The 24,771-nt window shown below is 64.4% G+C and carries 23 protein-coding genes; 6 read left to right on the forward strand and 17 right to left on the reverse strand.

What is annotated here, in order from left to right; all coding sequences use genetic code 11:
• Positions 1-63: 63 nt before the first annotated feature.
• Positions 64-231, forward strand: a complete 168-nt coding sequence (locus AACI_RS16575; protein ID WP_012810961.1) for a hypothetical protein — start codon at positions 64-66, stop codon at positions 229-231.
• Here the strand turns inward: AACI_RS16575 and AACI_RS08095 are convergent.
• From AACI_RS08095 to ligD, 4 genes are read right to left on the reverse strand one after another with little or no spacing between them, the layout of a single operon-like run.
• Positions 228-1,544 (reverse strand): amidohydrolase, encoded by a 1,317-nt coding sequence (locus tag AACI_RS08095; protein WP_012810962.1) that lies wholly within the window; start codon positions 1,542-1,544, stop codon positions 228-230. The genes AACI_RS16575 and AACI_RS08095 overlap by 4 nt on opposite strands.
• Before the next feature lie 35 nt (positions 1,545-1,579).
• Positions 1,580-2,602, reverse strand: coding sequence for an S-methyl-5-thioribose-1-phosphate isomerase (gene mtnA / locus AACI_RS08100; protein WP_012810963.1), 1,023 nt, complete (start codon positions 2,600-2,602; stop codon positions 1,580-1,582).
• Entirely contained in the window at positions 2,599-3,396 is a 798-nt protein-coding gene (gene mtnP / locus AACI_RS08105; RefSeq protein WP_012810964.1) for an S-methyl-5'-thioadenosine phosphorylase, read from the reverse strand. Before mtnP ends, mtnA begins: the two co-directional genes overlap by 4 nt.
• A 35-nt stretch (positions 3,397-3,431) precedes the next feature.
• Complete coding sequence (gene ligD, locus AACI_RS08110; protein WP_012810965.1) at positions 3,432-4,349, reverse strand: non-homologous end-joining DNA ligase; 918 nt, start codon at positions 4,347-4,349, stop codon at positions 3,432-3,434.
• 61 nt (positions 4,350-4,410) lie between these two features.
• On the opposite strand from ligD, the gene AACI_RS08115 reads away from it, so the two are divergent.
• Positions 4,411-5,355, forward strand: a complete 945-nt coding sequence (locus AACI_RS08115) for an ATP-dependent DNA ligase (protein ID WP_012810966.1) — start codon at positions 4,411-4,413, stop codon at positions 5,353-5,355.
• Between the two features lie 5 nt (positions 5,356-5,360).
• Here the strand turns inward: AACI_RS08115 and ku are convergent, their stop codons facing one another.
• The 8 genes from ku to AACI_RS08155 form a co-directional block, all read right to left on the reverse strand.
• Positions 5,361-6,185 (reverse strand): non-homologous end joining protein Ku, encoded by an 825-nt coding sequence (gene ku, locus AACI_RS08120; protein WP_012810967.1) that lies wholly within the window; start codon positions 6,183-6,185, stop codon positions 5,361-5,363.
• Between the two features lie 27 nt (positions 6,186-6,212).
• Positions 6,213-9,071, reverse strand: coding sequence for a helicase C-terminal domain-containing protein (locus AACI_RS08125; RefSeq protein WP_012810968.1), 2,859 nt, complete (start codon positions 9,069-9,071; stop codon positions 6,213-6,215).
• Positions 9,031-9,954: a tetratricopeptide repeat protein gene (locus AACI_RS08130; protein ID WP_012810969.1), complete on the reverse strand. Its 924-nt coding sequence runs from the start codon at positions 9,952-9,954 to the stop codon at positions 9,031-9,033. The genes AACI_RS08125 and AACI_RS08130 overlap by 41 nt, the downstream gene beginning before the upstream one ends.
• Before the next feature lie 91 nt (positions 9,955-10,045).
• Positions 10,046-11,047, reverse strand: coding sequence for a biotin--[acetyl-CoA-carboxylase] ligase (locus tag AACI_RS08135; protein ID WP_012810970.1), 1,002 nt, complete (start codon positions 11,045-11,047; stop codon positions 10,046-10,048).
• Positions 11,034-12,227, reverse strand: coding sequence for a tRNA cytidylyltransferase (locus tag AACI_RS08140; protein WP_245530488.1), 1,194 nt, complete (start codon positions 12,225-12,227; stop codon positions 11,034-11,036). Before AACI_RS08140 ends, AACI_RS08135 begins: the two co-directional genes overlap by 14 nt.
• A 4-nt stretch (positions 12,228-12,231) precedes the next feature.
• Positions 12,232-13,386 carry an N-acetyl-alpha-D-glucosaminyl L-malate synthase BshA gene (bshA, locus tag AACI_RS08145; protein WP_012810972.1) on the reverse strand — a complete coding sequence of 385 codons (1,155 nt, stop codon included), beginning with the start codon at positions 13,384-13,386 and terminating at the stop codon, positions 12,232-12,234.
• Between the two features lie 30 nt (positions 13,387-13,416).
• A complete protein-coding gene (gene dapB, locus AACI_RS08150; protein WP_012810973.1) occupies positions 13,417-14,145 on the reverse strand; it encodes a 4-hydroxy-tetrahydrodipicolinate reductase in 729 nt (242 codons plus the stop codon).
• A complete protein-coding gene (locus AACI_RS08155; RefSeq protein ID WP_012810974.1) occupies positions 14,138-14,494 on the reverse strand; it encodes a nucleotide pyrophosphohydrolase in 357 nt (118 codons plus the stop codon). Before AACI_RS08155 ends, dapB begins: the two co-directional genes overlap by 8 nt.
• A 177-nt stretch (positions 14,495-14,671) precedes the next feature.
• On the opposite strand from AACI_RS08155, the gene AACI_RS16765 reads away from it, so the two are divergent.
• Together AACI_RS16765 and ylbJ are read left to right on the forward strand one after the other, a co-directional pair.
• On the forward strand, positions 14,672-15,871 hold the full coding sequence (locus tag AACI_RS16765) for a transposase (RefSeq protein WP_012809941.1): 1,200 nt from the start codon (positions 14,672-14,674) through the stop codon (positions 15,869-15,871).
• A 224-nt stretch (positions 15,872-16,095) separates the two neighbouring features.
• Positions 16,096-17,385 carry a sporulation integral membrane protein YlbJ gene (ylbJ, locus tag AACI_RS08165; protein WP_012810975.1) on the forward strand — a complete coding sequence of 430 codons (1,290 nt, stop codon included), beginning with the start codon at positions 16,096-16,098 and terminating at the stop codon, positions 17,383-17,385.
• A 71-nt stretch (positions 17,386-17,456) separates the two neighbouring features.
• Here the strand turns inward: ylbJ and AACI_RS08170 are convergent, their stop codons facing one another.
• Positions 17,457-18,260 carry an undecaprenyl-diphosphate phosphatase gene (locus AACI_RS08170; RefSeq protein WP_012810976.1) on the reverse strand — a complete coding sequence of 268 codons (804 nt, stop codon included), beginning with the start codon at positions 18,258-18,260 and terminating at the stop codon, positions 17,457-17,459.
• 171 nt (positions 18,261-18,431) lie between these two features.
• On the opposite strand from AACI_RS08170, the gene AACI_RS08175 reads away from it, so the two are divergent.
• Positions 18,432-19,478, forward strand: a complete 1,047-nt coding sequence (locus tag AACI_RS08175; RefSeq protein WP_012810977.1) for a YkvI family membrane protein — start codon at positions 18,432-18,434, stop codon at positions 19,476-19,478.
• Positions 19,479-19,533: 55 nt separating this feature from the next.
• Entirely contained in the window at positions 19,534-20,412 is an 879-nt protein-coding gene (locus AACI_RS08180; protein ID WP_012810978.1) for a YitT family protein, read from the forward strand.
• Between the two features lie 35 nt (positions 20,413-20,447).
• Here AACI_RS08180 and AACI_RS08185 read toward each other — a convergent pair whose 3' ends face one another.
• The 4 genes from AACI_RS08185 to aroF form a co-directional block, all read right to left on the reverse strand.
• Entirely contained in the window at positions 20,448-21,020 is a 573-nt protein-coding gene (locus AACI_RS08185; protein ID WP_012810979.1) for a YpiB family protein, read from the reverse strand.
• 135 nt (positions 21,021-21,155) lie between these two features.
• Positions 21,156-22,553: a hypothetical protein gene (locus AACI_RS08190; protein WP_012810980.1), complete on the reverse strand. Its 1,398-nt coding sequence runs from the start codon at positions 22,551-22,553 to the stop codon at positions 21,156-21,158.
• A gap of 254 nt (positions 22,554-22,807) precedes the next feature.
• On the reverse strand, positions 22,808-23,653 hold the full coding sequence (locus AACI_RS08195; RefSeq protein WP_012810981.1) for a prephenate dehydrogenase: 846 nt from the start codon (positions 23,651-23,653) through the stop codon (positions 22,808-22,810).
• A gap of 6 nt (positions 23,654-23,659) precedes the next feature.
• Complete coding sequence (aroF, locus tag AACI_RS08200) at positions 23,660-24,691, reverse strand: 3-deoxy-7-phosphoheptulonate synthase (RefSeq protein ID WP_012810982.1); 1,032 nt, start codon at positions 24,689-24,691, stop codon at positions 23,660-23,662.
• Between the last annotated feature and the right edge of the window lie 80 nt (positions 24,692-24,771).

The raw sequence follows: 24,771 nt of genomic DNA on the forward strand, positions 1-24,771 counted from the left end.
CACGCCTCATACGACCGCGGCGCGTCGCTCATACTTAGAAGTACGATACTGGGAGGTGGGCATATGACAGAGCGCGAAGAGGCGCTTCCTCCATGGACGAACCGAACGTCCCTGCGCGAAGACGTCCGCCGCTTTGTGTTTGAGGCGTACATGGACATCGCCCTGGCCGACATGCTGGACGATCAGGACCTTGTTGAGCCCGACGTGGACAACGGGATGGAACGCGATTAGGCGCGAGTCAGCAGGTCCTTGAGGCGCCTCGCCTCGTATCGAATGCGCTCCACGTCGAGCGCCGTGGGCTCTCGGTTTTGGAGAACCCATTCGCCCGCGACGATCACGTCCCGTACGTCATCGGCGCCGGCCGCATACACCAAATCCGAGAGTAGATCGTGGGACGGCGTGAAGTGCGGCGAGTGTGCGTCGAGCAAGACCATGTCGCAAGGCGCCCCGGCCCGAAGCGTGCCATGGCCCTCAGGAAGGAAGAGGGCACGCGCGCCGAATTCCGTGGCGAGGGCGAAGGCCGCGGCGGCGTCGACGGCCGTCGCATCTTCACGTGCGCCCTTGTGCAGGGTCGCTGCGAGGCGCATTTCCTCAAACATGTCCAGGTTGTTGTTGCTCGCCGCGCCATCCGTGCCGAGGCCCACCGTCACGCCGCGGCTCAGCATGTCCGGGAGCGGCATAATGCCGGAGCCAAGCTTCAGGTTGCTCTGCGGGTTGTGTGCCACGCGGACGTCGTGCGCGCGCAAAACTTCGATGTCGTTCTGCGTGGCGTGCACACAGTGCGCGGCGAGCGTGGGCACCTGGAAGAGCCCGGCGCGCTCCGCCAAACCAATCGGCGTGAGCCCCTCCTGCGAGAGAAATTGATCCACCTCACCGCGCGTCTCGCTCAAGTGGATCTGGATGCCGACACCCAGTTCAGCGGCGAGATCGGCGATTTGCGACAGGAACGGCTCGGGGCAGGTGTACGGCGCGTGCGGGCCCAGTGCCACCTGAATGCGCCCGTCCGCCGTCCCATGCCAGCCCTGGACAAACGCGCGGCTCGCCTCGAGCTTTTCCGCCTGCACCTCGGGCTCGGTGGCGGCCAGGCCAATGGACAAAAGCGCCCGCATGCCCGACTCGGCGGCGGCCTCCGCCGCGCGTTCCATCATCATGTACATGTCGGCATAGGCGGTCGTCCCCGACAACAGCATCTCCCAGCACGCGAGCTGCGTTCCCCAATACACGCATTCGCCCGTGAGGCGCGCCTCAATAGGAAAAATGCGCTCCTGAAGCCAGGTCATGAGCGGCAGGTCGTCGCCGACACCGCGGAGGAGCGTCATCGCCGCGTGGCCATGCGCGTTCACAAGGCCCGGAATCGCAATTCGGTCCCGCTTCCGCCATCTCCGCACCACCACTTCGCCGGGCTCCGGCTCGTAGGCGCCCTCTCCGTGGCGGACGATGTTGGAACCTTCGATCACGAAGTACGCAGGGCCAGGATACACGGTCTGCCGGTCGACGACGGCGCCACCCACTTCGAGCACGGTGACGGCTCGTTCGTGTGACATTCGCCTTCATCCTTCCAAATTCGTCTTTGCCTTCTTCAGCGATTCTCGCAGAGCCGCGCCAACGACTCCATGTACGGCGGCTGAGCGACGCCGCGCTCCGTGATGATGCCCGTGATGAGGTGACCTGGCGTGACGTCAAACGCCAAGTGCCTCGCCGAAGCGCCTTCGGGCGCGATGGGCCTCCCCATCCAATGCGTGACCTCGGCCGCGCTTCGCTCCTCAATGGGAATGTCATCGCCTGACGGGGTCGACAGATCGAGGGTCGTCGTCGGCGCCGCCACGTAAAACGGAATCCCGTGGAACGATGCCAGGACCGCCAGCGAATAGGTGCCGATCTTGTTCGCCGTGTCTCCATTTCGGGCAATCCGGTCCGCTCCGACGATCACCGCGTCGATCCAGCCGAGCTTCATCGCGAACCCTGCGGTAGAATCGGTGATGATGTCAAAGGGAATGCCCTCTTCCTGCAGCTCGTACGCCGTGAGCCGCGCGCCCTGTAGATACGGCCGCGTCTCGTCGACATACACGTGTTCCAGCGTCCCCACCTCGTGCATGGCCCGCAGGATGCCGAGGGCAGTTCCGTATTCGACGGTTGCAAGCGAACCCGTGTTGCAGTGGGTCAACACGCGCCCACCGTGTTTGGCCACCCACTTCGCGCCCATCTCGCCGATTCGGCGATTCGTCTCAATGTCGCGCTCCGCGATGGCGACGGCGCGCTGGTACAACGCGTCCGCCTCCGATCCCGGCGGCGCCTCCTCGAGCGCCGCCATCACTTCGTCGATGGCCTGCATCAGGTTGACGGCGGTCGGACGAGCGGTTTTCATCCACGCCGCGACTTCCGGCAGTCGGGATCGCACGTTGGCCGGCCCGAGCCGCCGGGCCTCGAGCGCGAGGCCGAACGCGGCCGCGGCGCCGATGGCCGGCGCCCCTCTCACCTGCATCGACCGAATGGCCTGATACACGTCCTCGGCGGTGCGGCACGTCACCCAGACCGTCTCATGAGGCAACCGCGTCTGGTCAAGCAACTCCAGCCTGTCCGGCTGGTACCGGATGGCCCTCACGCTTCGTTCTCCCCCACCAGCGGGACCTGGCCACCGACCGCCGATCCGCACGCGCAATCCCGCGCGCCGGCATCGCGCGCGATATAGGCAAAGAACAGGCGCCGGATGTCCGCCACGTTCTCCCGCATCGCCTCGAGGACCTCCTCGTGGGACAGCGGCTTCGCCGCCATGCCCGCCGCCCAGTTGGTGACCATGCACACGGTCGCGTAGCACATCTCGGCTTCTTTCGCCAGCGCCGCCTCCGGCATGCTGGTCATGCCCACCACGTCTCCGCCGAGGCGCGCGAACAGGGCGATCTCGGCCTTCGACTCGAACCTGGGCCCTTCCGCGCAGACGTAGACGCCGCCGTGATGCACGCGAAGGCCGAGATCGCGCGCAACCTCGATCAAGCCCTTGCGCACGCGACTGCAGTAGGGATCCGAAAAGTCGATGTGCACGACCGGCCCCTGCTCGAAGAACGTGGACGGGCGGCCCTTGGTCCAGTCGATCACGTCGTCGATCACGACGAGATCGCCCGGCCGAAACAGGCGATTGAGCGAGCCGACGGCGGCCGTCGCCAGGACGGTCTCGACGCCCAGCTGCTTCAGTGCCCAAATGTTGGCCCGATAATTCACGCGGTGAGGGGGCACGCTGTGGCTGCTGCCGTGGCGAGGGAGAAAGGCCACTTCCTTGCCCTCATACGTCCCGAGAGTCACCTCGACGTCCCCGTACGGGGTATGTACACGCTCGCGCGTGGCTCCAGGCAGGTCGCCGGGCTGGTACACGCCTGTGCCACCGATGATGCCGTAACGCATGACGAGTTCCTCCACTCCTCAAGTCTTGTCCTCGATTATACTGAACGGACGCGCGTTTGTCGCCAAGGCGGGGGGAGCGCGTCGTGGATGGCCCGTACGCGAGAGGCGGGGTGACGCGCCGCGAGCTCCAGCCAATCGCCCACCCGCTCCAATCTGTCAGGCACCACGTGGAGATCAAACGCGTCGGGCGACACCCCGTATTCCAGTTCTGCCCATGTGATGGGCGCCGACACCAGCGCTTTCTCCACCGCGCGCACGCTGTACGCCGCGATCAGCGTGCGCGTCGGCCCGTGCTGCGGCGCGTCCACGTACACCCGGCGGCCCCGATGGCGCACGCGCCTCTCGGTGGTGGCCAGATCCGGCCAGCGCGACGCACAGTACGCCGCGACGAAGTTGACCACCGGCCGCGTGACGGCGTACGGGAGCGGCTCCTCAAGCGGGACCAACACCTGCAGGCCGGACGCCCCCGTGGTCTTCGCCACGCCGTCGAGGCCGAGGCCGCGAAGCACCTCGCGCAGGCACAGCGCGAGCTCTCGCACGCGCTCGAAGTCGCGCGGATCGGAAGGGTCGAGATCGAACGTGAGCGCCGTCGGGCATCCCGCTTGAGGACCTTGGACGAGATGCAGACCCGCGTGGAACTCGATGGCGCCCAAGTTTCCGTAGTATAAGAGCGTCTCGACGTCCGGGATGGCAATCAACGGGCGTTCGCCTTGGACCTCTCTGCGCGGCAGGCTCGGAGGTGCGTGTGGCGGAAGATGCCGCTGATAAAATCGGCGGCCGGCCACGCCGTCCGGGCACCGAACCAACGTGACGGGCCGATGGCGCAGATGTCGGACCAAGTGCTCGCCGATTTGGGCAAGATAGGTCATATAGTCGCGCTTGCAGAGCCCCGCGGCAGGGAAGTAGATCTTGTCCCCATGGGTGAGCGTCGGCGGACTTTCATGGCGCTTCATGCGCTTCACCTCTCGCCTAGCGTGCGCAGACGAACCCGTCGCTATCAGGGAGGAAACCTGGATGCCGTTCTTTCGGCCTTTCGAACCCATTTCAAGCACCGAGGTGCCGGTGGGAGACGCGTGGATCGCGCAGGTCAAATGGGACGGGGTGCGCGCCGTGGCCGAGGTGTCGGGCGACGGCGTGCAAATCTGGAACCGCCACGGACGGCTTCGAACGGACCGGTATCCGGAGATCGCATCGGCGCTGCGGCCCTTTCGGGGGTGTGCGTTCGACGGCGAAGTGGTGGCGCTCACACAGGGAAGGCCCGACTTTTACCGGGTTCTTCGCAGGGACCGGGCCGTCGCGTCGCACGAGATCGAGCAACTCGTGCGCGAGATCCCCGTATGGTACGCCGTGTTCGATGTCGTGCGGATGGGCGGGGAATGGGTTGGGGATTGGCCATTGGCCAAGCGACTCGACTGGATGCTCGAGCATCTCTCGGGCGTGGAACATGTGCTGACGAGCGAAGGCGAGGTGGACACCGAGGCGCTCTTCGCCGCCACAAAGCAACTGGGACTCGAGGGAATTGTGTGCAAACGCGTGGACTCCACCTACGCGCCTGGCGGCAAAGACGGGCGCTGGGTCAAAGTCAAACACGAGCGAAACGCCATCGCGGCCGTTGGCGGCGTCGTGTACCGAGACGGCGCCCCGAATGCGCTGATGCTCGGCCTGTTTGACGACAAGGCACGGCTGTTTCACGTCGGCAACGCGGGGGCCGGTCGCCTCCCTCGTCGAGCATGGCGCCAGCTCGTCGAGCGAGTCCTCTCCCACGAGACATCGTTGCAACCGTTCGCCCGCGCGCCCAAGGCCGTGAGAACGTGCCGATTCGCGCACCCCGTCGTCGCCGTGAAGGTTCGCTTCGCCGAATGGACGCCAAAAGGGACCATGCGCCACCCTGTCCTCCTCGCCGAGTTGGATATCCCGGCGACGCCCGCGGCGTGCAGTTTTGCCCAGGCCGACCCGTGACCCTATCACGACGTCTTCCGCTTCTTGCGCTTGCTCTCCTGAGGCTTCTCCGCCTGTTTGGCGAGCTGCAGGCTCTTCTTGAGCGCCTCCATCAGGTCCACGACCTCGCCCGACGCCGGGGCGCCCGGCCTCTCCGTCCCGGCCTCGCCGCGCCGCTCGGCGATCCAAGCCTCCAACCGCGCCCTGCTCTCGTCTCGATACTCGTTCGGCACAAACGGCTTGGTCAGTTGCCGAATCAAGGTCTCCGCGACTTCCAACTCATTCGCATCGATCTCCACAGCTTCCCGCACATACGGAAGTTCGCCGGTCGATCGCACGTCCTCCGGCCAGGCGAGCGCGTGCACCACCAACACGTTCCCATCCGCCTCGCTCGCCCTCACCAGGGCGAGCGATTCCGCGCTCCGCAGCGTCATCCGGGCCACGCCGACGCGGCCCGACGCCCGAAGCGCTTGCCACAACAGGCGGTACGCCTTCTTCCCGCTCGCCTCGGGGGCGAGGTAGTACGCGCCCTGAAACATCACCGGGTCGATCTCGCCCGCGTCGGCGAACTGGACGAGATCGATGGTCTCCCCGCGGCGACCTTGAAATGCGGCGAGATCGTCGTCTTCAACCACGACGAATTCGCCCTTCGCGTATTCAAATCCTCGAACGATCTCGTCCTGGCTCACTTCCACCTGACAACGAGGGCAAAACTTCCTGTAGGATATCGGCGTCCGACAGGTCCTGTGAAGCTGCCGAAAGTGAATCCCGCCTGTCTCCGTCGCTTTGTACAGCCGCACCGGGATGTTCACGAGTCCAAAGCTCACCGATCCTCGCCACATCGCGTGCATTCCGCTCATCCTCCCTCGCCCACGCGGTTAGAGTGAGAGCGAAGCCCGCGCCCCATGCTCGGGGGAAGATGGGGTGTCTCGCAAAAACTTCCGCACCTCAGCGACGAGATCTCGCTCCGGCACAACCCGAGGCCGAAGTCCAGGGATGGACTTCCAAAACATCGATCCGTACCGCTGCGTCACGATGCGCTTGTCGAACACCACGATCACGCCTCGATCCTGCTGCGTGCGAATCAAGCGCCCGACGCCCTGGCGAAAACGCACCACCGCCTCGGGCAGGCTGAGCGCGCGAAACGCGTTCTGACCGCTCGCCTCCAGGCGCTCCAAGCGGGCGGCCGTCACCGGGTGGGTGGGCGGGGCGAACGGCAAACGGACGATCACGAGCGACGTCAGCTGATCGCCCGGCAGATCGATGCCCTCCCAGAACGTCTGCGCGCCAAACATCACGCTCTCCGGGTGAGCCCGAAACGCTTCGAGCAGCGCGGCGCGGCTCCCATCCAGGTCCTGCGCGAGCAGGCTCAAGCCGCGCTCCGCGAGTGGTGCGCGAGCCAGGCGCGCGGTCTCTCGAAGCAGCGCGTGACTCGTGAAGAGGACGAGCATCCTGCCGCGCGAAGCCTCTGCGAGGTCCGTGATGGACGCCGTCAGCCACGTGGCGGCTTCCTCCGGGGGCGCCGCCGCGATGTCCGGAACATCGCTCGGGACGAACAGGCGCGCCTGCTTGTCCATCGCAAACGGAGACGGGACGGTCCGCGCGATCACGCGGTCTTCGCGAGCGTGCTCCTCAAGGCCGAGCTTCCGAATGGCGAATCCGAACTCCCCATTCACCGCGAGCGTGGCCGAGGTCAGGACCACGGATCGCAGCGGGTCAAACAGATGCTGCTTGAGGACACGGGCCACGTCGACGGGTGCCCGGTGCACGCTCACCCGCACGCGAGATCCGCCGGTCTGCACCTCGGCCCAGGTGACGTCGTCCGGGTGTTCGTCGAGCACCTCCTGCATCCGCGCGATCCCGTCGAGCCACGAGCCGAGAAAACCCGCGGCGTCGACGACGCGCCCGACGTGATCGTCTGAGGGCAGCGATTTCACGAGATCCACGAGTCGCGCGCGCAGATCCTGCAGGCGTTTCACGCCAGCCTGGGTTCTGTCCAACGCCTCGCGGTACGCGTGAAACGACTCAGTTTGGCGCCACGCTCCGTCGAGGCGCGCCTCCGACTGTCCCGCGGGCACGTACGCGGCGATGGCCTGGAACGCCGCATCCACCTCGGCGCCTAGCGTCCCCACCCATTCCTTGCCCTCTTCGAGCGATTCGAGCGTGGTGCCTCGGATGTCGAGTTCTTCCAACATGCGGACGACTTCGGCCAACACGCCGGCCCGGCCGCGATCGCGCACAAGGCGGTGCGCCAAGGCCGCCATGACGCCGCTCTGGACTTCGAACCCGAGGTGATTTGTCGCCTGCTCCTCGAGGTGATGCGCCTCGTCCACGACGAGATGCTCATACTTTGGCAGCACGCGGTGGTCCGAGGCCAGATCGGACATTACGAGCGAGTGATTGGTCACGATGAGGTGCGCGGCCTGGGCCGCCTGCTTGGTCCGAAAGTAATAGCACGGCTGGAAAAACGGGCAGCGCCGATTGATGCACGACTCGCTCTCGCTCTGAACGCGAGCCCAAAGCCCTGGCCCCACGGACGACTTGGACAGCGTCTCGCGCGTGCCATCGGGCGTCTCGGTCAGCCAGACCAAGAGCGCCATGATGCCCTGGATATCCTCGACCGGCGTGGCCATGGTCGAAAGGCGCGCTTCACTTCGAACCTTTCGCAGGCAGACGTAATTGTTGCGGCCTTTCTGGACGACCAGGCGGAGCTCGTCGCCGAAAATCCGCCGAAGCAGGGGAAAGTCCCGCTCGGCGATCTGGTCCTGCAGCGAGAGCGTGTGTGTGCTCACCACCACGGGCTCCCCGGTCGCCATCGCGATAAGCGCCGCGGGCACGAGGTAGGCCAGCGACTTGCCCGTTCCCGTGCCTGCCTCCACCATCGCGTGCTTGCCCTCCGCCAACGCCTGCGCGACGGCCTCGACCATGGCCAGCTGCCCAGGGCGAGCTTCAAATCCGCGCAGCGACGCCGCCAAGGGGCCGCCGGGCATCAGCATGTCTCTCGCTTTCCGCACGATCTCGTCTAGATTGGCGCGATCAGGCATGGGCGGCGCGGCGCGCTCGTCTGACCGCGGGGACGGATCAGGCCTCGTGTAATAGAGGCCCTGCCGTTCCTCGAGGGGAGGACCCTGGTGTTCTTCATGTCGACTCAGAACCTGCTCGAACCAGCCGGCGGTGAGCGGGGAGTACAGTCCCGCGAGCCCCGCGAGCAACTCGATGACGCCGGAAGGCAGGCGACGCGCCTTCTCCTCCAGGCGCATCAGCAGTTGATGTGCCGTGCGCGCGTCCGCTAGCGCGCGATGGCTCACCTCGGCGCGCAGGCGCAGGCGGCGCGCCAGATATTCCAGCCGATGGCTCATGAGCCTCGGCGCCAAAATCCGCGCCAGACTGAGGGTGCAGAGCCCGTCGCCAGGCTGGAGCGGCAAGCCGTATCGCGCGACGCGATGGAGCAAGAAGCTTCGCTCGAACACCCAATGGTGTCCCGCCATCGGCGTGTGTCCCGCAAACCCCGCGAACCGCATCAGGGCCTCACGCTCGGACGGCGCACCGGCGACGTCCGCGTCCGAAAGGCCCGTCAACCGGGTGATTTCATCGGGAATGGGACGCTCAGGGCGCACCAGTGTATGAAACGTGTCGACGATCTCCCCGCCGCGCACCCGCAGCGCGCCGATCTCCAGGATCTCGGCGCGCTCCGGATCAAGCCCCGTCGTCTCCAAGTCCACGATGATCCATTCCACCCGCGTCGCACTCCCGCTCTCCGTTTGTCCGATGATCCTGTACGTCCATTGTACTCGACACCCGGTCCTTCTGCTCGTTGAACCCTGTGTCTTGTTCGCCCGTTGCGATTGCCAAATAGAGGGGCGCGTGGCCTTGCCCTCCGGCGATCACGGCCTTTTTGGCAAGGCACGCGGCCGAGGACGCGTCTCCGTCCATCCACGACATCAAGGCGCGAATCTCGAGCGCGACGGGGGCAAACCGCGCGTCTGACTCGCACGCGCGCGCCCAAGTTATCGCCAGTTGTCGCTCGCCGAGTGCCACGGCCAGCGCGCCTATGCCGCGCGCGTGCCGGGGACTCGACACGCCCCGTCTGGCGGCAAGGCGAAGATGTCGCGCCGCGGCGCGCGGCATGCCCGCCAAGTACGCGCACGCGGCGGCGAGCGCGAAGCTGTCCCCGTCCCGTCCGCACTCGTGAAAAGCTGCCTCGGCCGCTCGGTAAGCGCCCGCACGCGCACATGCGACCGCGATACGATACCAACCGTCGGCCCACTCGGGTCTCAAGACGAGCGCCTGCTGCCACGCCGCCACCGCGCCGCGAAATTCGCCGCGTCGAAAGGCCATCCACCCCGTGACGCGAAGCAAATCGAACGCTTCCTGAGCCGAGCGGGCGAACTGCCAACCCAAAGCCAGCGCTCGACTCGCCTCGTCCCACCGGCCTTCAACCGCACACGCGATGGCGAGGTCTCTGTACGCGGAACTCGTGCGCCAGCCGAGCGCAATGGCGCGCGCCACGGCGCGCTTCGCCCGGCTGTACAAGCCGAGAGCCAGCGCGCCTCGAACCTCCGCCAGCGCCGACTGCACGCGCCACGCTCTAAAACTCGCCCCATCCGAGAACCCGGTCATGCCCATCGCCCCCTTGGGCTTAGGATCGGAGTCGAACAGCGCACACATGCCCGGAAATGCGCGCGCCCGCCGGGGAATCCTGACGGATAGACTAGACCTGCTCGCGCTCGGAGAACAACACCTCGCCACTCACGACGGTCCGCGTCACGCCCGGCGACGTCTCGATCACGAGGCTTCCGTCGGGTTCAATCGATCGCGCCATCCCACGCACGCGCTGGTCGCCAATCGCCACTTCCACCTCATGGCCGATGGTCGAACAAAGGGCCGTCCATTCGGCGTGAACCGCTTGAAACCCGCGCCCGTCCCGCAAATCGCGATACAAGCGGTCGAGTTCCATCAAGATGCGAGCAAGCGCCTTCGGCCGGTCAATGGGCCGACCCATCGCATGCAGGATGGTCGTCGCGCGATCGCGGATCTCCTCAGGCAGCTCTTCGATGGGAAAATTCGCATTCAGGCCGATGCCAATGACGGCGTGATCGACCAGTTCCCCCTCCGCCCGGATCTGAGCTAAAATTCCCCCGGTCTTTTTGCCGCCGAGGAGAATGTCGTTCGGCCACTTGATTTCGACCGGCACGCCCTCCCCGCGAAGCGCGCGACACACGGCGAGCGCCGCGAGCAGCGTGAGATCGGGTGCGTGCCGGAGCGCGCATGGATTGCGGACAAACACCGTGAACCACATGCCGCCCCGCGGCGACGCCCAGGCGCGATCGCGCCGCCCTCGTCCGCCCGTCTGCTCCCCGGCCGTGACCACGGCGCCGTGCGGAAGCCCCTTCTCCGCGAGCTCCAGGGCCGTATCGTTCGTCGAGGCCCGCGATTCCGCCCACAGGATGGGCGAGCCGAGCAGGCAGTCGGGCGCCAAGTGAGGCCGAACCAGGGGCGCCATCAGTTCGTCCGGGATCCGGACGGCTCGGTAGCCGACGCGAGGTGACGCCTCAAACTCGAACCCCATCTGTTCGAGCGCCTTGATGTGTTTCCAGATGGCCGTCCGCGATAGCCCCAATCGGTGGCTCAATTCCTCTCCCGAGATGGGGCCATCCGCGTGGAGAAATGCTTCAATGAGCTGATCCCTCACGCGGGTGTCATCCTGGGCCATGGTCATCGCCTCTCTTTCGCCGCGCCATCACCTCGCGGCGCAGCGCGTCAGGTTGATTCTGGATCTCGCCGCGAAGGATTTGGCGTACCAGGCTCTTTTGACATTCGCCGATCTCCTTGCCCCGCAGTCCCATGGCGATAAGGTCGTCTGCGGGCAAGGCGAGATCGGACCGATCCCAAAGCGGCTGCGCGCGGATGGCGCGTTTCCACCGCGCCACCTCGAACACGTCGCCGCGCGCCAGGAACGAGATCATCCGAGCCGCCATCTCGGCAGACGCGCGCCCTGCCTCGTAAAGCATCTCGGGAGACGCGGCGTCCACCCCCCGCGCCCAAGCCTGGGCCAATTGCACCGCCCGCTCGATGCGCCGCGCGGCGTCCTTCCCGTACGCGAGCGCCTCGGCGAACCGGCGCGCGCGAAGGGGGCCGTTGTCTACGCCCACAAACCAAAGCGCCACGCTGGGCCAGCCCGCGGGAGGGGCGAGCGAGAAGCGACCTTGGCTCGCGAGCCAGGGGAACCCTTGTTCCAGCCATGCGAGCGGCTCCCCTCTTCGCCGCCAGAGCGGCGTCGAAGCGAGTGTTTGGAGGTGCGCGTGCCAAGGCGCGTGCGAGAGACGCACCAATTCTCTCCCGATTCGCTCCAGGGCAATCGGGCGGATGGCGTCGGCCGTTTCGGCGAGCGCCGCCTCCGTGGCGGGATCGCATGTCAGATCCAGTTGGACGGAGAACCGCACCGCCCGCACGAGGCGCAGTCCATCCTCCCGGAAGCGCGCGACGGGATCGCCCACCGCTCGGAGGAGCCGGCGCGCAAGATCGCCCCGGCCGTCAAACGGGTCGACGAGGCGGCCGTCCAAATCGAGCGCCATGGCGTTGATGGTGAAATCGCGCCGGGCGAGATCCGCTTCCACATCGTCCACGAACCGGACGAAGTCGGGGCGCCGCCCGTCCCCATAAGGGCCTTCGGCTCGAAACGTGGTGACTTCGATCCAACACCCCGCGGACCACACGGAGACGGTGCCGTGGCGAATGCCCGTGTCTAGGGTCCGAGCAAAGAGCGACCTCACGTCCTCCGGCCGCGCGCTCGTGGCAACGTCCAGATCCGAAGGCGTTCGCCCGAGCAGGAGATCTCTCACCGCGCCGCCGACGAGATACGCAGCATATCCCGCGTTTTGCAGCACTTCCATCACTTCACGCGCCGGGGCGGGGATGCGCATGCTCGCCGCGTTCAGCCGCCATCACCTCGCGATACAAAGCCTCGTACTCGCTGACCTTCTCATCCACATGAAACGCTCGCACGGCTCGCTCGCGGGCTCGCGCGGAGAACGCCCGGTACGTGGCCTCGTCTTGCAAAAGCTTACAGGCGAGATCCGCCATGTCGTCGACGCGGCCGACGGGCGCGAGAAAGCCGGTCTCCCCGTGCACAACCACCTCCGGAATGCCGCCGGCCGTCGATCCGACAACGGGCACGCCGCAAGACATCGCCTCGAGCGCGACGAGGCCGAAGCTCTCGCTTTCGGAAGGCAGCAGGAACAGATCGGCGGCCGCAAAAAGCGGCGCCACCTCGTCCTGGCGCCCCAAAAAATGCACGCGATCGCCGAGACCCGCCTCCTCCACCTGGCGTTTGGCCGCTCCCAGATCCGGCCCTTCGCCGACGAGGAGCAGCTTCGCCGGCATGCGTCTCGCCACGCGCTCAAACACGGCGATCACGTCGTGAAGCCGTTTGACCGGGCGGAAGTTGGAGATGTGAAGCAGAACGCGCTCGCCGTTTGGCGCGAAGTGGCGCTTCAGTTCCCCGCCGCACCCGGGCCGAAACACGTCGGGATCGACGAAGTTGTAGATGCAGCGAATCGGTTTGTCCGTCTCGAACAAGCGTGCCGTGTCCCGGACCAGGCTCTGGCTGACGGCCGTCACCGCGTCGCTGCGCTCGATGCCGAGTTTGATGATGGACTTGAGGCTCGGATCCTGGGCCAACACCGTGATGTCCGTGCCATGCAAGGTGGTGACCACCCGGATGGGATGCTTCGCCATCTCGCGCGCCAGGTGTGCACACACCGCAAACGGAAGGGCGTAGTGCGCGTGCAGCACGTCGAGTTGGTATTCATCGGCCACGCGCGCCATGAGACTGGCGAGCGCAAAGTCGTACGGCGGGGTCTTGAGGACCGGGTACGTGATGGGCTCGATTTGGTGAATGTACACGTGTTCCACAAACGCGCCGAGCCGGAACGGCACGTCGGTCACGATGAAGTGCACCTCGTGTCCCCGCCGCGCGAGCGCCTTGCCAAGCTCGGTGGCCACCGCTCCGGATCCGCCCACCGTCGGATAACAGCTGATACCCACGCGCAACGGCGCATCTCCTTTCTGCCAGCCGCCCTCTCACCAGAGGAGTTTGTCCAACCCGTACACCAGCGCGCGAAGCGTCATGACGCGCCGCACGGCCAGGATGAGGCCGGGCATGAAGCTCTCGCGGCTAAGGGAATCGTGACGAATGGTCAGCACTTCGCCGGCGCCGCCGAAAATCACTTCTTGGTGCGCCACAAGCCCCGGCAGGCGCACGCTGTGAATCGGCACGTCGTACTCGACCTCCATCATGGCCTTCGTCCTCAGCGACGTGCCGGACGGCTTGTCCCGCTTGCCGTCATGGTGAAGCTCAATGATCTCCGCGCGCGGCAGGAAGCGCGCCGCCTCGCGCGCGAATCGCATCATGAGAAGCGCCCCTATCGCGAAGTTCGGGCAGACGGCCGCGCCGACTTGCCGATGGCGCGCCATTTCGTCCCATCTGCGCACGTCCTCGTCGGTGTAACCGGTCGCCCCCACCACCGCCCGCACGCCGCGAGAAAGGGCCAGATCGACATGGCGAACCACCGACGCTGGGCCGGTCAGGTCCACCCACACGTCGGGCTCTTCCGTGTCGATCAGTCGCTCCGGGTCGTCGTACACCGCGCCGTAAGTGGAGAGCCTTCGCTCGGCTTCTTCGTCGGCGCGCCGCACCAACACCCCGCAGATGGCGATGTCGTCCTCGCGCCGAAGCGCCTCGAGCGCCACCTGCCCCATGCGGCCCAGCGCTCCTGCCAGTGCCACCCGGATGCCACCCGCCTTATCCATCCGCTCGCCCCCCTTGGCCATCCTCTTCCTGTCGATCGCGGCGCGTCCAGCGATCGCGATCCCGCGTGCGGAACTTGTGCATGGTCGCCGAAAACGCCTCGCCGAGATCGATCTCGAGCCGATTCGCCAAGCACGCGAGCACAAACAGGAGGTCGCCCATCTCGAGCGCGATATCTCCCTCCGGCTCGTCCGGCTTCTTCGGCTTTTCCCCGTAATGATGGTTGATCTCGCGCGCCAATTCCCCAAGCTCCTCGGCGAGCCGAACGACGAGCGTCATGGGCTGAAAGTAGCCCTCTTTGAATTGAGATATGTACCGATGGACTTCCTGCTGCAGTTCAGACAGTTGCACGCGCCTTCTCCTCCTCGCGTCACCCATTATACCGGACCGGCCCTCACAAACGAGCCTTTTGCAGAATCACGAGTCCTTGTGCGGCAAGGGTTTTTCGAGCACAAAGAAGGACTTCACCCCAACTTGAGAGAAAGAAAATGGTATCCAGCAAACCATTTCAAGGGGGCGAAGTCCAACGTGTATGTTCGACAAGCGTGGCTCTTTTCCTTCGACGAATGGATGGAAATGAGTCCATGTGAACGACGTGAGCTCTTTTTCTCGACCCTCGATTTGAGCCCGTATGCCGCGAAGCTGAGAAGTTCGACACCCCAAGGGGCAAAGCCCATCTCTCGAGAAGCGATTTTGCGCGCATTTCTCGCGGCACCCCTTGAGGGCATTTCGACCTTCACGCAGCTTCACCGACGTTTGGAGAGCGATTTGCGCTTCCGTTACCAGTGCGGTTTCTCCCTTCACGAATCCATTCCATCTGTCTCGACTCTAAGCCGCGTCTTCCAAGCTATCGTCGACAAAGGGGTTGCGGCGACGCTATTTGCCGAGTTGGTGCGTCAATGTCGTGACGAAGGGCTCATCGAGGGCGAACACGTCGCTATCGACAGCACGGCGATCCATGCTTATGAGCGGAAACACCCACGCTCAGGTGTCCAGCCCTCCAATCGGGCCAACTGGGGCGCGAAGTTCGATGCCTTTGGCAACAAGCTGGCGTGGTTTGGCTACAAGGTCCATTTAGCCGTCGATGCGAAAAGTGAACTTCCTATGGCGCTCACGGTGACGCCAGCGAACGTCTACGATGGAGAGATGGCCATTCCCCTCATGGAAGAGCTTCATCACCACGACTGGCGGATTCGCTTCGTGTTGATGGATGCAGGATACGACCAGACGAAAAACTATGAAGCCGCTCGAGCATTGGGCGCTCAGGCTATCATCCCGATGAATCGCCGGAATGAGAAAGAGCCGCCGGAAGGGATGGATTTCGACGGCACGCCCCGCTGCACGATGGGGTACCGAATGACGTATTGGGGCGTCCATAACGCCTGGCTCAAGTTTCGCTGTCCGCACGCGACAGGCCAGGTCGATTGCCCGCTTGGCATGGCTGCCTGTTCTGCATCGAACTATGGCATGGTCGTGAAGAAGCACCTCGATGAGGACGTCCGTCGATACGCGAATCCACATCGCGGCTCTCGCACATGGAAGATGCTTTATGATGAACGGACCGCTGTAGAGCGCTGTTTTGCACGGCTGAAAGAGTGGCTGACGCTGGACGGCGTGCATGTACGTGGCATCGAGAAAGTCACCGTACATGCGTACATCCACGCGATTGTGCTCTTGGCATCTGCTCTGGCGATGCACCGGACGAATCGTATCGAGCAGGTGGCTTAACCTGATGCTTCGAACCGAACACCACTGAAGGGACGTGATTTATCACACAACAGAAAAGGGTTTTTATGGCATGCGTTATCTTTCACGAGAAGTGTGCGTCGTTTTCGCTCGCAATGGAATCCGTCATTCTGCAAAAGGCTCAAACATAAAAGACGAGGCTTGTCATAAGCATGTATGGACGATCTTGGGCCCGTACCTGGGTCCCGCAAAGGAGGGAAGCGCACTTGTGCAAAGAGAGACGCGGGCACCAGAGCACCGTCCTCTTGGCAGCCATGGCTGTGGTGTTCACGCTGGCGCTCGTGATCTACCCGAAGGTTGGGTACGAGGCTGGCATGCAGGGCCTCCGGGTGTGCTGGGAGATCATCATTCCATCACTTTTGCCGTTTTTCATCGTCTCCGAGTTGCTTCTGGGCCTCGGTGTGGTTCGCGGCTTCGGCGTCCTCCTCGAACCGCTCATGCAACCGCTCTTCAGCGTGCCGGGTGTCGGCGCGTTCGCCCTGTCCATGGGGCTCGCCGCGGGCTATCCCATGGACGCCGTGATCACGGCGCGATTTCGCCAGACGAAACAATGCACCCGAATCGAAGGCGAACGACTTTTGGCCTTCACCAACACGGCGGATCCGCTGTTCATGTTCGGGGCGGTCGCGGTGGGCATGTTCAAATCGCCGGCCCTCGGCGCGCTGTTCGCCTTCGCGCACTACATTTCCTCGTTTCTCGTCGGCGTGGCGTTCAAGTTTTGGGGACGGCGCGATCCCGACCACCTGAGGGAAGTGAAGGAGCGCCAAGAGGTGAGGCCGAAGGGCAACCTGTTCGCTCGCGCCTACCGCGAGATGTTGGCGGCGCGCGCGGAAGACGGGCGCCCCTTCGGGAAACTCCTCGGGAACGCGGTGAGCGAATCGGTCCAGACCATCCTCATGATCTCGGGGTTCATCGTGTTCTTTGCCGTCGTGATCGAAATCCTTGAAGTGAGCGGCATCATGGCGTTCCTGGGATGGCCCCTGATGGAAATCTACCGGCTATTCGGCATTCACACGGGGCTGGTTCAGCCGACGCTGGCCGGCGTGCTCGAACTCGACATCGGCAGCGCCCAAACGGCGGCCGTCCCTGCGCCGCTCCTTCAGAAGCTCGCGCTCGTGAGCGGCATTATCGCCTGGAGTGGCCTCAGCGTCCACGCGCAGGTCGCAAGTGTGTTGACGCACACCGACATTCGCATGCGGCCGTATTTTCTGGCGCGCTTCTTGCACGCGGCCCTGGCGGCGCTCCTCACCGTCGTCCTGTACGGCATGGGCGTCGGAAGGACCGCCCAAGGTGCGATGGCGAGCTTGACGCGTCACCTGCCGATAATGTCGCCCGCCATCGAGCAGGGGGGATTTTGGCCGACGTTCGCACATGCGATGTCGAACAGCTTGGAACTGTGGCTCGGCATCTTCGCGGCCCTCACCGCCTTGTCCGCCGGCGTCCTCCTGCTTCGGAGGATCCGGATGGTCGCCTTTTTCGTTCGCTCGCAAGGATGAGACCACGGAAGACGGCCAGGTATCGCCGAGATGCGATGCCTGGCCGTTTTTGCGAGGCCCGACGAATGACGTCACGCGAGAGGGGGAAAGAACCGATGTTGGACCAGCTGATCGAACAAAATCCACGCTGCCAGCGCGAACGCGTACACCGCGAACCAGCGCATTCTCGCGCGGGAGACCAAGGACTTCGTCCACCGCACCGACAGGTACCCCGTGGCGAGCGCCGCCAACATGCCGGCGAGCATTGGCCCGGACGACAGAGCCGCCGACCCGTGGGCTTCGACGAGATCGTCGAGCTTGATCAGGACGCCGCCCAGAATCGCCGGGATGGACAAGAGAAACGAAATCCGCGTCGCCGCCTCCCTGTTCAGCCCTCGCCAAAGCCCCCCGGCGATGGTCAGACCGGAACGCGACAGCGCCGGCAGAATGGCGGCGCCTTGGAGCGCGCCGATCCACAGGCTGTCCGCCACCGTCATGGTGGTCTCGTTCTTTCGGCCGGCTTCGATGGCGTCCATCCACCACAGGATGACGCCTGTCAGCAAGAATTCGAGGCCGATGGTCGCGCCCGATTCAAAGAGATCGTCAAACCACTCCTCGAACAGCGCGCCGATCACGGCCGTCGGCAAGAGCGCCACCACGAGCATCCACGTCTCGCGGGCCTTCGGATGCTGAATCAGCCAGCGAACCTCCTTGCGCATCGCGTACAGGACCGCGATCAACGTCCCCACGTGGAGCATCAGGACGAACGCTGTGTTGCGCTCGACATCGACGTGAAGCAATTTCTCCAAGAGAACGATGTGGCCTGAGCTCGAGATGGGCAAAAATTCGGTCAGACCCTGCACGGCTCCGAAGAGCACGGCATCTCCGTACGTCATCTCCGTTCCTCCCCGACACGACAACCTCCCTCCCGCAGACGCGCCGTGGGCCTTCGCCCCCTAGATATCTATGGACAGGCGCGTCCGAACATGTCCGGGCTTGGCAGCATGTCTGCAAGGCGATTTCCATACCATGTAGCGACAAGGACAACGTGGCGAGGAGGAACGAGCGTGAAGGCTGCGAAGCTCGCCTTGCAGATTGCCGCGGTTTACATCGGCACGGTCGTGGGAGCAGGATTCGCGTCCGGGCAGGAGGTCTATCAATTCTTTGGCCGATTCGGAGCGTGGGGATTTGTCGGGATCTGCATCGCCACGTGTCTGTTCGCGTGGTGGGGATATCGTTTGCTGGTACTTGGGGCCGAATGTCAGGCCACGTCGTTTCGAGATCTCACGGCGCGTGCGCTGTCGCCGTGGCTGGCACGCGGGGTCGACGCACTCGTCATGGCGATGTTGTTCGGCACCACGACCGCCATGCTGGCTGGCACGGGCGCGCTCTTTCGCGAACAACTCCATCTTTCGTACGCGCTCGGCGTCATGTGTGCGATGGCGGTGGCCGCCATCACGACGGCCTTCGGTATCCGCGGACTGTTTGGCGCCAACGCTGCGATTGTCCCGGCGCTCTGTCTCTTCGCCGCCGGGTTGGCGCTCGTCAACCTGGGCGATCCGTCCAGGCGCTGGGCGATTTTTCACCCTCACGCCGCGGCGGGCTCCGTCGGGGCAGCCGTGCTCTCGGCGCTTGTCTACGCCGCGATGAACGTCGGCCTGTCCATTGGGGTGCTCGTGCCGCTCGGTGGACGAATTCGGGACCTTGGCGCGATCCGGAATGGCGCGATCCTCGGCGCATTGGGACTTGGCGCCTTGCTCGCTTCCGTCGCCGCGACCCTGTTTGCACACGCCCCGGACGCCTACCAATACGCGGTACCCATGGGCCGCATCGCCGCCACCTACCCGCGCGCCGTATCCGTGATGTTTATCGCGGTCCTCTTTGGGGAAATCTACTCCACACTTGTCGGCAATCTGTACGGTCTGCTCGGCGAACGGCCCGCGACGCGGAGGAAACGATTCGCAGCGGCGGGCTTGGTGCTGTGCGCTTGCGCCGTTTTCACAGCGTTTGGTTTTCGGACGATTGTCCAGTATGGGTACACGGCGTTCGGTTGGATCGCGCTGTGGCTCCTCACCCTCCTGACTGCGGCGCGCGGCCCGTTGAAGACCCCGTGATTCCGCCCGTATAATGGCTCATAGTACCAGCCAAGCGGCAAGGGAGTCACACGAGATGAAGACATTCGAACGCGGCATCCAGTGGGGCGCCATCGCGGTGGGCGCCCTCATCTACGCCCTCGGACTGAACGGATTTCTGGTCGCCAATCACTTGGCCGAAGGCGGTTTTGTGGGCATCTCGCTGCTCTTGTTGTACAAGCTGCACGTGCCCATCGGCGTCTCCTTTTTCATTCTGAACATCCCGCTTCTCATCGTGGCGTGGAGGCAATTCGGCCACGAGTTTGTCCTGAAGACGGCGGCGGGGGTCGCAGGCGTGTCCGCCTTCAGCGAAATCACCCAACCTGTTCGGATTCCGCTGCACGATCCCCTGCTGGCCGCGCTGTACGCCGGCGTGATCACCGGCATCGGGCTTGGGCTCATCTTTCGGGCAGGCGGCACCACAGGCGGATCCGACATTATCGCGCGATTGCTCAGGCACCACCGCGGAATTGGCATGGGGCAGACTCTCTTCGCCATCGACTTCCTCGTGATCCTCTCGGTCATGATGCTGATTGGCAAGGAGGTCGCCATGTATTCGCTCGTGGCCCTGTTCGTGGCCAGCCGCGTGATCGACTTCGTGATTGAGGGCGCCTCGAGCGGCCGGGCGATGATGATTGTCTCCGACCACCATCATGACATCATCGAGGCCATCCATCGCGAGCTCGATCGCGGCACCACGCTGCTGCAGGCCCGCGGCGGTTACACAGGGGCGAGCCGAGAGGTGATCTACTGCGTCGTGTCGCGGGACGAGGTCTCGCGCGTGCAGCGCATCATCGAGAGTATCGATCCGTACGCGTTCGTGACGGTAAACCCGGTCCACGAAGTCCTCGGAGAAGGGTTCACCTTCGATGGCGAGGCGAGTTCGTCGGGCAGGCGGCGCAAAAAATGGCTGTGAGGCTCGCGGCCACACAGCCAACACCGACGCAGGCATCAGGCGGGAGAGTCTTCGAGGTATTCGCCGCGATCGAACTGGATGAGCCGCTCGCTCGCCGCGAGAAAGGCGCGCTTGTCGCCCGCGTCCAACGCGGCGTCCACCGCCCGCATCAGCTGTTCTCGCCGGTACGCCCGCAGCGCCTGCTCGATGACGAGATCCGCCTGGACGGATAGCATCTCGCGGATAGCAGGATCCAAATCCGGCCGCGCGGGCTCCTCAAGGACCGAGGCGAATTCCGGGCATGTGCTTCTGTCTTTGAAGAACAGGCCCACGTAGATGTCCTCGTCCGGGTGCTGATACAAGTCCATAAACGCCTGCTCGACGTCCGTGGTGACCGGTTTGTTGCGCCGGTAGTACCGGAACGGCGCGACGTGCACACAAGTGGTCGACACCACGATGACGCGCGAAAATTGGCGAAAATGGTCTACGAAGTGAACGCGCTCGAGGATGTTTTCGCGCGACATCATGTAGCGCAGCAACATCTCGGCTTCACGGCTCTGCAATCGGTAGTTGGCTAGAAACCAGCGCAGGAAATGCTTCTTCTCAGCGACGCTCACGGTGGTTCCCATAGCCATTCTCCTCCCTGCTTCCCGAGGTCTCGGAAGCGTCCAGCGAGCATCCGCAAGTTTCGAATTGTGTGTTCATTGTATTCTGTGAACGAGCTCGCTTTTCCTGCACCCGGTGTGTTTTTCCCTTCCCGGACCCTACGCCCACGACTCGCCGGGTGGGCGATGTTCGGCTTCGGCTTCCCCGCGCGAGGCGGCCACCCAACGAGCGAGCATCCGCTCGACGTTTTGCGGGATGCCGTACAGCGAGTGCCGGACCACGAAGGCGCGCCACGCGTCGAAGTCGTGGCCTTCCCGCAAACCACGCGCGATGGTGTGGGCCAGGACCCGGTAGGCGCGAACCCCGTCCGACGGAATCCGTTCCACGAACGGAGCGATGGTTTCCTCCAGGCGCGGATCGGGCGACACGACGACCAGTTCAAAATTGGGCTGCACGACGAGCGCCGGCCGGCGTTCGGTGAGGTCGGCGGTCGACTCCGCGTCGCCTTGTGATAATAATTCTTGACCGACTTCGGTCGTTTGAAACCACTTCGGAGGAGATTCTGGCGTATCGGAACCAATTCTGGCGACGCCCAGGTGAACCAGCATTTTGACGATGCGCGTTCGCCAGACGTCCTCGGTCGAATCGTAGTAAAACGCGTTCAGAAAGGGAAGGCACAACTCGTACAGCGAGGCGAGATCGAGCCAATCCCCGCCCAAGCGGCGGATGAGCCGCAACACGTCGGCCAAGCGCGGAATGGGCCCCCGATAGCTCGCGATGTAGTGGCGCAGGAAGCGCCTCAACTTCACGACGGTCAGGCGAGACTTCCACGCCATCCAGCGCGCATCGTCCACTTCCACACGGCCGTCCTGCTCGACGATCACGCCCTCGTCACAGGCGAAGTCGTAGATCAGCGCGAGACGGTCCGGGTATGCGAACGCACGCTTGCCGTATCCGAATCTCCATCGCGGCAGTTCGAGCGATTCCTCCACCTCAAATAGCTGCATCAGCTGCTCGAGATTTCGTTTGTACATGGCGCCGGTCGTGGTGAGGCGGACGTCGTGATCGCGCACATAGGCGACGAGCGTTTCGAGATCCGCGAGAATGGCGTCCTCCTCGTCGTGCACACAAGGCGGATCATCCAGGCGCTTCGCGACCTGCGCGCGCCATGCCGCCACGTAATGGGCGTGACACGCCGCTTGGACATCGACAGGCACAATCAGCGGAAATTTCGTCGCGGGGTCCGGATGCACGTACAACCAGCCGGCTTCGAACGCGCGGTCGATGGCCCCGTCGCCATAGGGGGCGAGGAGCGACGCCATCTCCTCGCGCGCAAAGGCGTGGCGAGGCTGAAGCACGACCCGCCGCATGGCGGCGTCCCACTCGGTGCACCACCGGTCCACCATGGTTTTGCGCGCGTCGGGATCAAGCCAGGCCTCCAGGATGGACTGCAGGATGTCGAGCTTCGAGTACGGGACGCAGGTGAGGTGGAGAGACTTTGCAATCCGCTGGAGTGTGGGGACGGACGCGTGGTTCAGGCATTCGTTCAGGCGCATGCGGCTTCCCTCCGCACCGTTTTCGCCTAGCATGCCCGGGGATATGAAATCTTATCCTCGTAAACTTCTTTTTAGCACACCCCGCTGCGCGGCCAGCGTGCGAAATAAAAAAAGAGGGAACTCGCGCTCGGCGAATTCCCAACACAGGAGATTCTGCTAGGAGTGGAGAGAAATCAGAACATAACACCCTTCGACTTGAATCATACACCGCTCTGTAAACGCTGTCAATACCACATCTGCTCCGATTTTTCAGATTACTCCGTGTTTCTCGCCGCGTCCGCCCGTTCACGCCGCCGCTTCGCCTCTTCCAGCAGAATCCTCACCTCCGCCGCATCCCCTCGCTCCAGCGCAGCGCGGAACGAACGGGCCGCCGCTTCAAACCTTCGCAGCCAGGCGATGACGTGCTCGCGATTGGCGCCGAGCGTCTGGATCCAGAACTCCGACGGCGACGACGCCAGTCGGGTCACATCCCAAAAGGCGGGGCCTGCGATTTCGGCGATGGCCGCCGGGTCCATCTCGGCCGCGAGCACCGCGCACTGGCTCGCGAGGTGAATGCCGTGGCTCGCCTCGGCCATGCGCCGGTCGTGGTCTTCGGCATCCGGAACCCGCACCACGCGAGCGCCGAGGCGGCGGACGAGTTCCTCGATTTCCGCGGGCGGGCGATGCGTCTCGAGAAAAATCCAGGACCTTCCTTCGAACAGGGCCTCGTCCGCGCCGAGCGGCCCCGCCTGTGCCTTGCCCGCCATCGGGTGCGACGGGACGCCGCGCGATCCGGTGAGGACGCGATCCATCGCCTCCACAATTGGGCGCTTCACGCTACAGACGTCCATCACCCACGAGGCTTTGCCGCGCACGCGCGGAAGCAGATGGATGGCGGCGTCGACCGGCACGGCGAGCACGGCGAGATCGTAATCGGAAGGCGCGCTCTCGAGCGCATGCCACACGTGGCGAAACGCGCGGAGTCCTGCGGCCTGTTCACGATAGGCGGGGTTGACATCCACGGCGTCGACTTCAAGATGCGGCATCCGACGAGAAAGGGCGAGGCCCATCGACCCGCCGATGAGTCCCGCCCCCACGATGAGCACGCGTTTCAGCGCCATGGCCCCTCACACCAAGCTGGCAGCGGGCTCGAACGTCTTCATCAGCTGATGGATGGCCCGCACCTGGTGCGCCAGTTGATCGAATTCCTCGAGCGTAATCGTCTGGTTGCCGTCCGACCACGCCTGCGTCGGATCCTTGTGCACCTCGACGATCACGCCGTGTGCGCCGGCCGCGATCCCCGCCCGCGCCATGTCCGTCACGTAGCGAGCGTGACCCACGCCGTGCGACGGATCGACGAGGACCGGCAGGTGGGACAAGTGCTTCACCACAGGTACGGCGTTCAGGTCCAGCGTGTTGCGCGTGTACGTCTCAAACGTCCGGATCCCGCGCTCACAGAGAATGACGTTCGGGTTTCCCTCTGCCATGATGTACTCGGCCGACATGAGCCACTCCTCGATGGTGTTGGAAAAGCCGCGCTTGAGCAGCACCGGCTTGCCGGTCCGGCCCACGGCCTTGAGGAGTGGGAAGTTCTGCATGTTGCGTGCGCCAATCTGAAGGACGTCAACGTACTCGGCCACGAGCGGCACGAGGCCCGGCTCCATGACCTCCGACACGATGGCAAGCCCCGTCTCTTCGCGCGCGTCCGCCAGGTACTTCAAGCCTTCTTCGCCGAGCCCCTGGAACGAGTACGGGGACGATCTCGGCTTGAACGCGCCGCCTCGCAGCATGTGCGCCCCGCTTCGCTTGATGGCGTGCGCAATCTCCAGCAACCCCTCGCGCGTCTCCACCGAACACGGACCCGCGATGAGCGTCGGCTCCGGCCCGCCGACGACGTGACCGCGAATCTCAATCCGCGTGTCGTCGGGGTGGAAGGGGCGGCTCGCGAGCTTGAACGGATAGCTCACCGTCACGATTTTCTCCACGCCCGGCAACGTCTCGATGCCGAGCTCATGCACCTTCTCCTTCGCGCCGATCACGCCGATCACGGTCGTCTCCACGCCGACCGACAGATGGGCCCCGAGCCCCTTGCTCTTGAGCAGCTCCATCACGCGATCGATCTCCGACTGCGACGCGCCCTCCTTCATCACGACGATCATGTTTCTCTCTCCTCCAAGCATTCTTTTTTGTACCCTTCAAATGGTTTGAAAAGTCTATCACAATCGGCGAAAGAGGACAA

This window comes from Alicyclobacillus acidocaldarius subsp. acidocaldarius DSM 446, from assembly GCF_000024285.1.
In the GTDB taxonomy this organism is placed as follows: domain Bacteria; phylum Bacillota; class Bacilli; order Alicyclobacillales; family Alicyclobacillaceae; genus Alicyclobacillus; species Alicyclobacillus acidocaldarius.